The organism is Xanthomonas prunicola (genome assembly GCF_025266575.1).
GTDB lineage: Bacteria > Pseudomonadota > Gammaproteobacteria > Xanthomonadales > Xanthomonadaceae > Xanthomonas > Xanthomonas prunicola.
In genome coordinates, this window is record NZ_CP096142.1 from 2,259,722 (window position 1) to 2,272,446 (window position 12,725).

Genomic DNA, 12,725 nt, shown 5'->3' on the forward strand with positions numbered 1-12,725 from the left:
GATGGATCACTGCGTCATGCAGAACGCGCACTGGCGTCATTGACGCTGCGTGCACGCGGCAGGTCCGGCGGCCCGTGCAGGAACGCCAGCGCCTGCGCGCAGGACTGCTCCACCTTCAACGTCAGCAGTTCGTCGGCGCGCGTGCGTCCAAAGTTAAGTGCGGCAATCGGCAAACCATTGCGTGCAGCGGTCTGCACGAAGCGAAAGCCCGAATACACCATCAGCGACGAACCCACCACCAGCACCGCATCGGCCGCCTGCAGGTGCACGAATGCGCGCTCCACCCGCTCGCGCGGCACGTTCTCGCCGAAGAACACCACATCCGGCTTGAGCACGCCACCACACACCGGGCATGGCGGCACCACGAAATGCTCGAAGGCCACATCGTCCAGATCGGCATCGCCATCGGGCGCCTGCGCGGCCTCCAGCTCCGCCCAACCGGGATTGGCCTGTTCAAGCAGCAGCTGAAAGTCGGTACGTGGCATGCGGCGCTCGCAGCGCATGCAGCACACCACATCCAGCCGACCATGCAGATCGATCACCGCCTGGCTACCAGCGGCCTGATGCAGGCGGTCCACGTTCTGGGTGAGCAGCACTTCCAACTGGCCACGCGCCTCCAGCGCAGCGAGCGCGTGATGGGTGGCATTGGGTTGCGCCAAGCCGAAGCGCGGCCAACCGACCAGGCTGCGCGCCCAATAGCGCTGCCGCGTGGACAGCTCGCCCATGAACGCCTGGAACGTCACCGGCTGTGGACGCTTCCAGCCGCCTTGCAGATCCCGGTAATCGGGGATGCCCGAATCGGTGCTGCAGCCGGCGCCGGTCAGCACGAACAGGCGCTGATGGCGCTCGATGAAGTCCTGCAGCGTGTGGTCGTCGTGGGCAAGGACAGCAGTCATGTGGTAATTCCGGAAGCCATAGAAGCACGTTGCACCAGCGCCACGTGCCTGCCCCGCTGCGGGGCAGTGTCGGCAGCCAGACCGGCGCGCTTGCTCGCGTATAGCTGTGCATATCACGCCGTCGTCGATCAGTGAAGATGCACACCGAAGACGCGCAACGCGCCGCCCTGGATGCAGGCCCGGAGACGGTACAGCAGCGCCCCATGGCCGCGCAGTTGGTTCCGATGCGTTCGCGCGGTCGGCCACGCTGTGGGCGCCGGCGCTCAATGCGCGGCGCGTATCTGTTCGACAAAGCGCAGCAGATCCTGATTGAAACGCACGCTGTCTTCCAGGAACGGAGCGTGCCCGGCGTCCGGGTACAGCACGGTCTGCGCCCGTGGTTGCACCTGTCTGGCACGCGTCAACGTTGGCTCGGTCGCCACCAGCGCATCGCGCACGCCGTACATCAGCAACACCGGCAGGCGCGTGCGTTGCAGGCCGACAAGGTCGATCGACATGCCTTGCACGGCACGCTGCATATCCCACGAGGCCAGCGATGCGTTGGCCAGCAACGTCTCGAATACCGGTGCGGGCGGTGGAGTGGCGAAGCACAGCCGCACGAACTCCTGCACCGCCTGCAGATGCGTGTGCAGATCCGGCGAGACCAGATCACGATAGATCGCTGGATGCGCACCCAACTGTTCCGCACGCAGTTCGATCACACCGTCGACGTACACCACTCCAGCAAGCCCGGTATCGCCGTAGTGGCTCAGGTAGTTGCTGATCACTGCGCCGCCCAGGGACCACCCCACCACGACCGCGTCGCGCGCGTTTGCCCCCTTCAACACGGCAGCAAGGTCGTCGGCCCAACGCATGCCCTCCTGATACGCAGATGCCGCGACCGGCGTTCCGGACAAGCCATGCCCCCGCAAATCGTAGGTAATCAGCCGATAGCGTTGCAAACGCGCATCGGCCAGCTGCGCATCCCAATTGATGCGGCTGCCGAGCAGGCCATGCACGAACACGATCGCCGGGCCCTCGGCGGCGCCGTGTTCTTGCACTGCCAGGGTGACGCCGTCGGGCGCAGTCACCGTATAACTGCACGAACCAGGGGTGACGGCCGCGGCCAACGTTGAAGAAAGCAGCAACAGGCAAGCCAGAACGTAGCGCATCGGCCGCATGCCAATGACCGGGAAGCGAACAGGCATCGGAGTGAACTCCAGACAATGGGAGCGGCCATCCTCCAGCCTGACACCAATGTGAGGGTCAAGCAGTGCGTGCAACGTATGCTTGGCGCATGGCAACGCCTCCCGAACCCTCGCTGAGCATTGGCGCACTGGCACTGCAGACCGGCGCCAGCGTGCGCTCGATTCGTCACTACGATGCCCATGGATTGCTGACCTCTTCGCGCAGCGCCAACGGCTATCGGGTCTTCCCTGCAGCGTGCGTTGCACAGGTGCGGCAGATTCAGCGCCTGATCGCCACCGGCTTCAGTCTGGACGACATCCTCGGCTTCCCCGATTGCATGCGGTTGGTGGAAGGTGCGCAGATGTGCCCGGAAACCGCATACGTGCATCGCGCGCGTCTGCAGCAGATCGAACGCCAGCTGGCCGATCTGGAACGGCGGCGTGGGCGCCTGCTGGAAACCCTGGCACAGGGTGCGGCCGATGCGATCGCCGCATCACCTTCTGCAGCGCAGACGGCACGCAGCGAGCGGGCACGCTAGATCGGAAGGGTGAGCGACAGCCATCGCTTCAAGGTGCCTGGCATCGCGCGCCCTGCCACGTCGCACAGCGCACACATGGCACAGCGATCGGCCACTACAACAGGTTGCTGACCTCGATCAGGTGGCCGTCCGGATCGCGGAGGAGACCGACAACAACGCGCCGGTTGCGCCGGTACGCTGGATCGGACCCTGCTCGATGGCGACACCGGCAGCGACGATGTGGTCCTGCGCCTGCTGCAGTCATGTCATTCGCCACGCGCAGGATGCGGCGCAAACCGGCCGTAAGGCCGCGTGTCGTCGGCGCGCTGGCGCAACACGTAGGCGGCCGCGAAAGCGAGCGCCAGCAAGGTCAGGCACATACCGACCAGCGCACCCCAGCCACCGTGCTGCCAGAACCAGCCGCCGAGCGCGCCGATCACACTGGAGCCGGCGTAATACGCCAGCAGATACAGCGATGCGGCGTGACTGCGATGCGCGCCACCGAGCCGGCTCACCCACGCACTGGCGGCCGAATGCGCGATGAAAAACCCGATCGTCAGCAGCACGATGCCGGTCACCACCAACGCCAGCGCGTGCGCCAAGGTCAGCGCCACGCCGAGCACGCACAACACGATGCCGGTCGTGACCACCGGCCCGCGCCCGAACCGGTCAGAGGCCGCACCGGCCACCGACGAACTGACGATGCCAAACACATAGGCGCTGAAGATCATGCCGATCTGGCTCTGGCTCAAACCGAATTCCGGCCCACCCAGGCGAAAGCCGGCGTAGTTGTACAGGCACACGAACACGCCCATCAACAGGAACGGCAGCGCGAACAGAAACGGCAGATTGCGATCGCGCAGATGCCCGGCCCAGGCGCGCAGATGGAAACGCAGATTGATGCCGTGCCGACGCACGAAGTTGCGCGACGGCGGCAGCAACCAGAAGAACGCCAGTGCGCACAGCAGATCGAACACGCTCAACACCGCCAATGCGGTGCGCCAATCGGTGTGGTCGGTCAGCACGCTCATCACGATGCGTCCGCTCATGCCGCCAAAGGCATTACCGGCCACGTACAAGCCGGTGGCCGCGCCCATTTTGTTGACCGGCAATTCCTCGCCCAGGTACACCATCGCCACCGCCGGTACTCCGCCCAGCGCGATGCCGGACAAGGTGCGCACCAGCACCAGCGCACCCCAGTGAGGCAGGAACGCAGCGATCAGGTTGAGCACCGCCGCGATGGCGATCGACACGAACATCAGCCCGCGCCGGCCGAGGTTTTCCGACACTGCGCCGGCACAGAAGATGGCCAGGGCCAGTGCGCCAGTGGCCAGCGACAACGGCAGCGAGGCGGTCGCTGCGTCCACATGGAAGGCACGCGCGAATTCCGGCAGCACCGGCTGCACGCTGTACAGCAGCGAGAAAGTGGCAAAGCCGGCCAGAAACAACGCCAGGCGAATGCGCAACGCTGCCGGTGCGGCGGCGCCAACGTCGGAGGTCACGGATGGGTCGGGCAGCGGACCCGGGCGGCGATCAGAGGAAGACACAGCAGCGCACTTGAGACGTGGGAAGGCGAGTATTCGCCCGCCACTACCCCCTGTCCAATATATGATTGTGGCAGTTACCATATCTGGAAAAGATGGATGGAGCTGCGTCACTTACGCTACTTCCTCGCGGTTGCCGAAGAAGGCAACTTCACCCGTGCCGCCGCGCGGGTGGGCATCGGCCAGCCGCCGCTGAGCCAGCAGATCCAGACACTGGAACGGGAGCTGGGCACGCCGTTGTTTCGGCGCACCCACAGCGGTGCCGAACTGACTCCGGCCGGCGAGGCGTTTCTGGGCGAAGTGCGCCGCGTGCTCGCCGATGTGGAACGCGCCGCCGAAACCGCACGGCGGGTGGCGCGTGGCGAGTCCGGGCGGTTGCGCTTGGGCTTCACCGCCTCGGCCGCCTTCAGCCCGGTTGTGCCGCGGTTGATTCGCGATTTCCGCCGCAAGTGGCCGCAAGTAGAGCTGCTGCTGGACGAGACTAATACCGCCAGCCTGCTGGTCGGGTTAGCCGAAGGCAGGCTGGATGCGGCGTTCGTGCGCTACGGGCTGAGCACGCCACCGGATTTGCAGCTGCTGCGCTTTGCCGACGAGCCGATGAAGATCGCCGTCCCTGCCGCGCACCCCCTGGCCACGCGCAACAGCGCACCATTGGCGGCGCTAGCCGGCGAGCCTTTCATTCTGTTTCCGCGCAGCTTCGGCTCAAGCCTGTACGACGAAATCCTGGCCGCCTGCCGGCAATCCGGCGTGACCCTGCGCATCACCCAGGAAGCGCCGCAGATGTCGTCGATCATCAATCTCGTGGCGGCCGAACTGGGCGTCTCGGTGGTGCCCGCCTCCACCGCACAACTGCAGCGGCCCGGCGTGCGCTATCTGGATATCGAAGGCCATATGCCGCTGGCGCGCCTGGCCCTGGCCGTCGCGCCGGGTGCCTTGGAGACCACACCGTTGGTGCGGCATTTATGGGCGTTGGCAACGCTGATCTGAGCGTGGTTGGCCGCAGATGACAAACGCTGGTGGCCGATGCTCGGCTCGGCAGGTGCCGCTCGTTCACCGCGGTTCCTGCGCGCCACCGGCACCCACCTGCTGCCGGCTCACCAGGCGTTGTTAGCTGCGCTCAGCGCTGGCAGGCTCCGGCAAGCGGAAGAAGGCACGCGCCGCTGCCGTGCTGTTGGCAGCGGTCACGGCGACGTCTTCGCCACGATCGCGCGCCAGTTCTTCGACGATATGCGACAGGAACATCGGCTCGTTGCGGCGGTCCTTGGGCATCGGCTTGAGTGTGCGCGGCAACAGGTAGGGCGCGTCGGTTTCGATCATCAAGCGGTTGGCGGGGATATTGCGCACCAGCTCGCGCAGATGCGCGCCGCGGCGTTCGTCGCACAGCCAGCCGGTGATGCCGATGTAGTAATCGCGGTCCAGGTAAGCGAACAGTTCTTCGCGTGTACCAGTGAAGCAGTGCACCACCGCCGCACCCAGGCGACCTTCGAAGCTGCGCATGATGGCGAGGAAATCTTCATGCGCGTCGCGCTGGTGCAGGAACAGCGGTTTGCCGTTGTCGGCAGCCAACTGCAGCTGGCGTTCGAAGGCCTTGTGCTGTGCCGGGCGCGGCGCGAAATCGCGGAAGTAATCCAGCCCACATTCGCCTACTGCCACCACCTGCGGATGTGCCTGCAGCGTGCGCATTTCGGCTTCGCATTCGGCAGTAAATTCCACGGCGTGGTGCGGATGCACGCCGGCGGTGGCGTACAGGAATCCGGGGTGTTGTTGCGCTAATTGCAAGGCCAGTGGCGAATGTTCACGGCTGGCACCGGTGATCACCAGCTGTGCCACACCCGCCTCGCGTGCGCGTTGCAGCACGGCGTCGCGGTCGCGGTCGAAGGAATCATGGGTGAGGTTGGCGCCGATATCGATCAACTGCATGGTGCGGGTGTCGCTTGAAAGAGCAGATGCGATTGTACTGGGTGGGCGTTTCCCTCATCCGCCCTGCGGGCACCTTCTCCCGCAGGCGGGCGAAGGAATCTCCGCGGCGTGATCTGGATTTCGATGACGGGATCTGGATGCGATCAGCGGCGCCTGCATGCTATCGGCCTGCACGTACGCACTGGCTTCCCCCTCTCCCGCCTGCGGGAGAGGGACAGGGGTGAGGGCCGCTTGCGCAGCACGCTCACCCCACCACCGGTACCGCCATCGCATCGATCTTCGCTGCCAGCGCCTGGATCGCCAGTTGCGCCGAACGCGAGAGCTGCCGCTGCGGGGCCACGCACAAGGCCAGCGTCATCGGTGTGGTCAGGTGCTGGCGGAACGGCACGAACGCCAGTCGCCCGTCGGCCACGTCGGGCGCGGCGTCCAGCCACGACATCAACCCCACGCCGGCGCCGGCACGCACCAGGCCGCGCAGGGTGCGCACGTCGTTGCAGTGGGTGAGCCGCTTCACGTCGATGTGCTGGCGCTGGTACAACACCTTGGCGTGCTCGCCGACGATCAATGGGGCAGCTGGCAACAACAGACGATGCTCCAGCGTCTCGCTCAGCTGCAGCTCGGTGCGCGTGCTCAACGGGTGGCCCACCGGCATGGCAATCCCTAAGGGGATATCCGCAAACGCGCGCACTTCCAGATCCACGCTGCTCACCGGGTCCAGCAGCAGGCCGATATCCACATCGGCTGAGGTCACCATTTCCATCACCCGCTGATTGGGTGCGGTGGAGAGGTTGAAGGTGATGCCGGGGTACTCCTGCACCAGCGCCGCCACCGCCGCCGGCACCACGCCCTCGCTGAGCGCGTCGATCATGGCGATCTCCACATGCCCGCGGCGCAAGCCCTTGAGCTCGTCGAAACGCTCCAGGGTGCGTGCGTAGGCCTTCTCCCAGCCGCGTACGTCCACCAGCAGCAGCTCGCCGGCCGCGGTGAGCCGCAACCGGCCGGGCAGGCGCTCGAACAGCTGCGCGCCCAGCTCTTCCTCGGCCTTGAGGATCTGCCGGTCGATCGCCGAGGCCGACACGTGCAGCACGTCGGAGGCCTTGCGGATGCTGCCGCAGCGGGCCACTTCGATGAAGTAACGGGTGAAGCGGGAAAAGGTCAGCATGCGGCGGGGCTCGGTTGGCGTTGCATTTTTTGCAATGGCTTGGCGGAAAAACGATGTTTGATCACACACCCCCGGCTTCCTAGAGTCAATCCGGCACCGCTCCCGCCGCACATCAGAGACCGCCCCATGGATGTCGCCGTCCCCGCCCTGCCGCTGCACTGCACCTTCGAGGCCGCCGACTGGCAGCGCCTGGCCCAGCACTGGCACGCGGTGGCGCTGAGCAGCGAGGTCGGGCAGGCGCCGTTCAAGGCCACCCTGCTGGACGAACCGCTGGTGCTGTACCGACTGGGCGAGGAACTGGTAGCCGCGCGCGATGTCTGCCCGCACCGCGGCGTGCCGCTGAGCATGGGCACGGCCGATGGCGGCGGCGTGGTCTGCGCCTACCACGGGCTGCGCTTCGGTTCGGGCGGGCGCTGCAATCACATCCCGGCCAGTCCAAATCAGAACATCCCGGCCAAGATGCGCCTGCACACCTATGCGGTGGCCGAGCGCTACGGGTTGATCTGGGTCTGCCTGGCCAAACCGGCCGGCGTCAGCGCGGCCGAAGTGCAGATCCCTCCGATGCCGGGCTGGGACGAGGACGGCTTCCAGCAGATCGTCTGCCCGGCCTTCGACATCGGCGGCAGCGCCGCGCGCCAGCTGGAGGGCTTCATCGACGTGGCGCATTTCGCCTTCGTGCACACCGCCACCTTTGCCCAGCCGGACAAGCGCGAGGTGCCGGCCTACACCACCACCGAGACGCCGACCGGCTTCAATGCCGACTACCTGAGCACGGTGGCCAATTATTCGGTGGACATGCCGTTGCCGGACGTGGATCCGGATTTCCAGTGGCTGCGCCATTTCGAGGTGCATCTGCCGTTCACTGCCACCCTCACCATCCACTTCCCGGTGCCGGGCAAGCGCCTGGTGATCATGAACGCGGCCAGCCCGGTCTCCAAACACAAGACGCGCCTGCTGGTGCCGATCGCGCGCAACTTCGACACCCATCTGCCGGTGGAAGACGTGCATGCCTTCAACCTGCGCGTGTTCGAGGAAGACCGCGCCATGGTGGAAGCGCAACGGCCGGAATATCTGCCGCTGGACCCGCTGCTGGACGTGCATATCCCGGCCGACCGCAGTTCGATCGCTTACCGCCGTGGCCTGCGCAGCCAGGGCTATAGCGATTTCTTCCTGCGCTGACCGCCAAGGAGCGCGCCATGAGCCTGCATGAAGTACGTGTTGCCGCCGTGGCCGAGCAAGGCCACCGTCAGCGTGCGATCCGGCTGGAGCCGATCGACAGCCAGTTGCCCGCGTTCGAGGCCGGCGCGCATGTGGATCTGCACCTGCCCGATGGGTTGATTCGCCAGTATTCGATCGCCAGCGCGCCGCATGTGCGCGACCACTATTTGCTGTGCGTCAAGCTCGCCGACGCCTCGCGCGGCGGCTCGCGGCATCTGTGCGAACAGCTCGCACCGGGCGATCGTCTGCGTATTTCAACACCACGCAATCTGTTCCGGCTGCATCCGGGCGAACGCCACGTGCTGCTGGCTGCTGGCATCGGCATCACCCCGCTGCTGTCGATGGCCGAAGCACTGGAAGCGCGCAGCGAGCCCTTCGTGCTGCATTACTACGCGCGCCGACATGCCGATGTGGCGTTTTCGCAGCGCTTGCAACAAGGCTTTACACAAGGGCAGGTGCACATGCATCTGAGCGACGGAGGGCAGAGCCCGCGTGTGCATGTCCCGGGGGAACTGGGTCAGGCGCGTGCGCGCGATCAGCTGTATCTGTGCGGGCCAACCGCCTTCATGGACCATTTCACCGTGCTGGCGAAGGCGCATGGCTGGACGGCAGCGCAACTGCATCGCGAACACTTCGCTGCCGCCGCGCCTAGCCTGGCCCACGATGCCGACAGCGCATTCGAAGTGGAACTGGCCGCCAGCGGCCGTGTGGTGCAGGTGCCGGCCGATTGCAGCATGGCCAGCGCCCTGCTCAATGCTGGTATCGAGGTACCGCTGTCGTGCGAACAAGGCATGTGCGGCGCCTGTCTGACCGGCGTGCTGGCTGGGATGCCAGATCATCGCGACAGCGTGCTTAGCGACGCCGAACGTGCCACCAATCGGCAGATCACCGTGTGCTGTTCACGCAGCCGCTCGCCACGCTTGGTGCTGGATCTTTGAAGGCTGTCTGCGCGGTGCGACTGCGCCCGTTCAGTCACCTCGCGCTGCCGAATGCTGCGCTTGCGTATAACCATGACGTGCAACGTGCCGCACCGTCCGTCACTGCATCCGCACTGCAATACGCACGTCAGCAAAGGCACGTACAGCGCGACAATGCCCGCTATCGCCGCGTGACACGTCCACGCTACGTTCTATGAGTTGCACTTGCACCGCAATCCGTGCCCGATATCCGTGGCAAGCGCAGCGCAACAGGGCAAGATGGGCAACCGGTGTGAGCGCTGCCGCCGCGCGCCGCCCCATATCGATGAGATGTCTGCCGATGTTCGTTTGTCCTGTCGTCGACCGGCTCCCCGCCCCGAGCACACGCTGATGCGCTGGCCCGATTTTGCGCTCACCGCCAACGGCAGCTCTATGCGCACCGAAGTGCTGGCAGGCGCCACCACCTTCCTGACGATGGCGTACATCGTCTTCGTCAATCCGGACATCCTGGCCACCACGGGCATGGATCGCGGCGCGGTGTTCGTGGCCACCTGCCTTGCCGCCGCACTCGGCTCGCTGTTGATGGGCATGCTGGCCAACTACCCCATCGGTATGGCGCCGGGCATGGGCCTGAACGCGTTCTTCGCCTTCAGCGTGGTCGGCACATTGGGCTATAGCTGGCAGCAGACGCTGGGGCTGGTGTTCGTTTCCGGCTGCGTCTTTTTGCTGCTCACCGTCACCGGCGCACGGCGTTGGTTGGTGGATGGCATTCCGCCCACCTTGCGCAGCGCCATTGCGGTGGGCATCGGCCTGTTTCTGGCCCTGATCGGGCTGCAGAAAGCCGGGCTGGTGGTGGCGCACCCGCAGACGTTGCTCACGCTGGGCGATCTGCATCGGCCCGAACCGCTGCTTGCGCTGGCCGGATTGCTGCTGATCGGCGTACTGGAACTGCGCCGTGTGCGTGGCGCCATGCTGCTTGGCATTCTTGCGGTGACCGTGGCGGCACTGGCGTTGGGATTGGTGCAGTACACGCGCGTACTGTCGCTGCCGCCGAGCTTGGCGCCCACCTTGTTGCAGCTGGACATCGTCGGCGCCTTGCACGGCCATGGCGACAGCGGCGCGCTCGCTGCGGTGCTGCACGTGGTGCTGGTGTTTGTGCTGGTGGAAATGTTCGATGCCACCGGCACGCTGATGGGTGTGGCACAACGCGCCGGCCTGCTGCACACACCTGCGCAACGCCGCCAGTTCGACCGTGCCCTGCTTGCAGACAGCACCGCCATCCTGGCCGGCTCGCTGCTTGGCACTTCCAGCACCACCGCCTATGTCGAAAGTGCCGCCGGCGTGCAGGTGGGTGGGCGCACCGGCCTCACCGCATTGGTGATTGCCGGCCTGTTTTTGCTTGCCCTGCCGTTCTCGCCGCTGGCCGCGATGGTGCCTGCCTATGCCACCGCGCCGGCCCTGATCTACCTGGCCTCGGTAATGCTGCGCGAAGGCACGCAGATCCAATGGGACGATGTGGGCGAAGCGTTGCCGGCCGCCATCTGCATGCTCGCCATGCCGCTCACCTATTCCATTGCCACGGGGCTGGCGTTCGGCTTCATTACCTATGCCGCGCTAAAACTCGGCAGTGGGCGCTGGCGCGGGGTGCATCCGGCCACCTGGGCGATCGCGGGGTTGTTCGTGCTGCGCTATGCGCTGGAATGACTGGCGCATGCGCCGCGCCTGTTTGCATGCGCACCCATGGCTGGCCGCGCGTCACGCTGCCAGGCAAGCTACACCTTCGCTGGCGCTCACACGCCACCACATCTATTACCGAGTTTCCTGCATGCCCATTCTTCATCGCTACCTGCTCCTGAGCGTGTGCGCGTTCTTGCCCATCGTCGCGTGCGCACGGCCAGCACTAGCGCCCGCGCAACAACGCGAACACCAGGTCGCGCAATTGTTCCTTGACGCTGCCGAGCAACCGGCGCAGTTGCGCACCTGGCTACAGGCGATGCCAAAAGGTGGCGATCTGCATAACCACCTCTCCGGCTCGGTGTATGCCGAGGAGTATTTGCAGTGGGCCAGCGACGATGGCGCCTGCGTGCAACTGAACGATCTGAGCCTACGCGCGCCACCGTGCGGTGCCGGCCAGGAACCGGCCAGCGGACTGGCAGCACGCAACGCCGCGCTGTATGGACGGGTGGTGGATTCGCTGTCGATGCGCAAATTCCTGCCGAGCCCTGCGCAACCCACCGGTCACGATCAGTTCTTCAGCACCTTCGGCAAGTTCGATGCGGTGGTACGCACCCGCGTTGCCGACACCGTCGCCGCGGTGCTGGAGCAGGCTGCACGCGACCGCGTGCCGTACGTAGAAATCATTGCCAACCCACCGCAGATGGATCAGGCCGCCAAGCGCATGCAAGCCTTGCCGTGGAAGGGCGAGGACGATGCAGCCACTCTGCGCGCACTGCAGGCCGACTTGCCGCCATTGGTGCAGGCCGCGCAACGCGACCTTGCCGCCATCGATGTTCAGGTGCGCCGTGTGCTGCGTTGCGACCAGACCGATGCACGCCCCGGCTGCAAGGTCGACTACCGCTATGTTCCGTACGTGTTGCGTGTGTTGCCGCAGCCGATGGTGTTCGGGCAGATGGCGCTGGCGCATGCGCTGATCGCTGCCGGCGGCAGCCGCGCGGTCGCGCTGAATATCGTCGCGCCGGAAGATAACCCGGTAGCACTTGCCGATTACGCGCGGCATATGGCCATGTTCCGCTTCTTCGCAACGCGCTACCCCGGTGTGCCGCTATCGCTGCACGCCGGCGAGTTGGCGTTGGGGCTGGTGCCGCCAGCGCAGCTGCGTTCGCATATTCGGCAGGCGGTGGATGCCGGTGCGCGCCGCATCGGTCATGGCGTGGATCTGCCTTACGAAGATGATGCAGAGGCATTGCTGCAGCGCATGCGGCGCGAGCAGATTGCGGTGGAGATCAATCTCACCAGCAACGATGTGATCCTGGGCGTCAAAGGCGCCGCGCATCCGCTGGCGATGTATCTGCATGCCGGCGTGCCGGTGGTGTTGTCCACCGACGATGCCGGCGTCTCGCGCGCGGACATGACCCAAGAATACCAGCGTGCGATGCAGGAACACGGCATCGACTACATCACACTCAAACGACTTGCCCGCAATGGTCTGAGCTATAGCTTCCTGCCGGGTACCAGCCTATGGACTGACGAAGGCAGCCCTGCACCGGCCTGCGCCACGGCAATGCAGCGCGAGACTGATGACGCAAGCTGCCGCGACTTTCGCAAGACCAGCGAAAAGGCACGCCTGCAATGGCAGCTGGAAGCGGACCTGGCGCAGTACGAGCGCACGTTGCTTGCGCAGCGCCGCTAAGGCAAATGCACACC

The 12,725-nt window shown here is 65.6% G+C and carries 11 protein-coding genes, 1 other RNA gene and 1 pseudogene; 7 read left to right on the forward strand and 6 right to left on the reverse strand.

Annotated elements, in window-relative coordinates; all coding sequences use genetic code 11:
* Positions 1-14: 14 nt before the first annotated feature.
* Positions 15-896: an NAD-dependent protein deacetylase gene (locus tag M0D43_RS09725; RefSeq protein WP_260808171.1), complete on the reverse strand. Its 882-nt coding sequence runs from the start codon at positions 894-896 to the stop codon at positions 15-17.
* Between the two features lie 263 nt (positions 897-1,159).
* Positions 1,160-2,083, reverse strand: a complete 924-nt coding sequence (locus M0D43_RS09730; protein ID WP_260808172.1) for an alpha/beta fold hydrolase — start codon at positions 2,081-2,083, stop codon at positions 1,160-1,162.
* Positions 2,084-2,172: 89 nt separating this feature from the next.
* Between M0D43_RS09730 and M0D43_RS09735 the strand changes: the two genes are divergently transcribed.
* Positions 2,173-2,601 carry a MerR family transcriptional regulator gene (locus tag M0D43_RS09735; protein ID WP_260808173.1) on the forward strand — a complete coding sequence of 143 codons (429 nt, stop codon included), beginning with the start codon at positions 2,173-2,175 and terminating at the stop codon, positions 2,599-2,601.
* Between the two features lie 94 nt (positions 2,602-2,695).
* On the opposite strand, the pseudogene M0D43_RS09740 reads toward M0D43_RS09735, so the two are convergent.
* Positions 2,696-2,826: pseudogene (locus M0D43_RS09740) on the reverse strand (VOC family protein); the annotation flags it as partial.
* Positions 2,827-2,846: 20 nt separating this feature from the next.
* Entirely contained in the window at positions 2,847-4,127 is a 1,281-nt protein-coding gene (locus M0D43_RS09745) for an MFS transporter (protein WP_252164457.1), read from the reverse strand.
* A gap of 96 nt (positions 4,128-4,223) precedes the next feature.
* Between M0D43_RS09745 and M0D43_RS09750 the strand changes: the two genes are divergently transcribed.
* Together M0D43_RS09750 and M0D43_RS22170 are read left to right on the forward strand one after the other, a co-directional pair.
* Positions 4,224-5,111, forward strand: coding sequence for a LysR family transcriptional regulator (locus M0D43_RS09750; RefSeq protein WP_101364600.1), 888 nt, complete (start codon positions 4,224-4,226; stop codon positions 5,109-5,111).
* Positions 5,112-5,161: 50 nt separating this feature from the next.
* Positions 5,162-5,237, forward strand: a non-coding RNA gene (locus M0D43_RS22170) — sX9 sRNA.
* Here the strand turns inward: M0D43_RS22170 and M0D43_RS09755 are convergent.
* Together M0D43_RS09755 and M0D43_RS09760 are read right to left on the reverse strand one after the other, a co-directional pair.
* Complete coding sequence (locus M0D43_RS09755; protein ID WP_260808174.1) at positions 5,232-6,044, reverse strand: TatD family hydrolase; 813 nt, start codon at positions 6,042-6,044, stop codon at positions 5,232-5,234. The two genes, M0D43_RS22170 and M0D43_RS09755, sit on opposite strands and share 6 nt — an antisense overlap.
* Before the next feature lie 244 nt (positions 6,045-6,288).
* The gene (locus tag M0D43_RS09760; RefSeq protein WP_252164459.1) at positions 6,289-7,206 is read right to left on the reverse strand and encodes a LysR family transcriptional regulator; all 918 of its coding nucleotides are present in this window, start codon (positions 7,204-7,206) and stop codon (positions 6,289-6,291) included.
* Positions 7,207-7,332: 126 nt separating this feature from the next.
* On the opposite strand from M0D43_RS09760, the gene M0D43_RS09765 reads away from it, so the two are divergent.
* The 4 genes from M0D43_RS09765 (at position 7,333) to M0D43_RS09780 (ending at position 12,711) form a co-directional block, all read left to right on the forward strand.
* A complete protein-coding gene (locus M0D43_RS09765) occupies positions 7,333-8,385 on the forward strand; it encodes a Rieske 2Fe-2S domain-containing protein (RefSeq protein ID WP_252164460.1) in 1,053 nt (350 codons plus the stop codon).
* 17 nt (positions 8,386-8,402) lie between these two features.
* Entirely contained in the window at positions 8,403-9,362 is a 960-nt protein-coding gene (locus M0D43_RS09770; protein ID WP_252164461.1) for a PDR/VanB family oxidoreductase, read from the forward strand.
* Between the two features lie 369 nt (positions 9,363-9,731).
* Positions 9,732-11,045 carry an NCS2 family permease gene (locus M0D43_RS09775; RefSeq protein ID WP_252164462.1) on the forward strand — a complete coding sequence of 438 codons (1,314 nt, stop codon included), beginning with the start codon at positions 9,732-9,734 and terminating at the stop codon, positions 11,043-11,045.
* Between the two features lie 121 nt (positions 11,046-11,166).
* Positions 11,167-12,711, forward strand: a complete 1,545-nt coding sequence (locus M0D43_RS09780) for an adenosine deaminase family protein (RefSeq protein ID WP_252164463.1) — start codon at positions 11,167-11,169, stop codon at positions 12,709-12,711.
* The last annotated feature ends 14 nt before the right edge of the window (positions 12,712-12,725 follow it).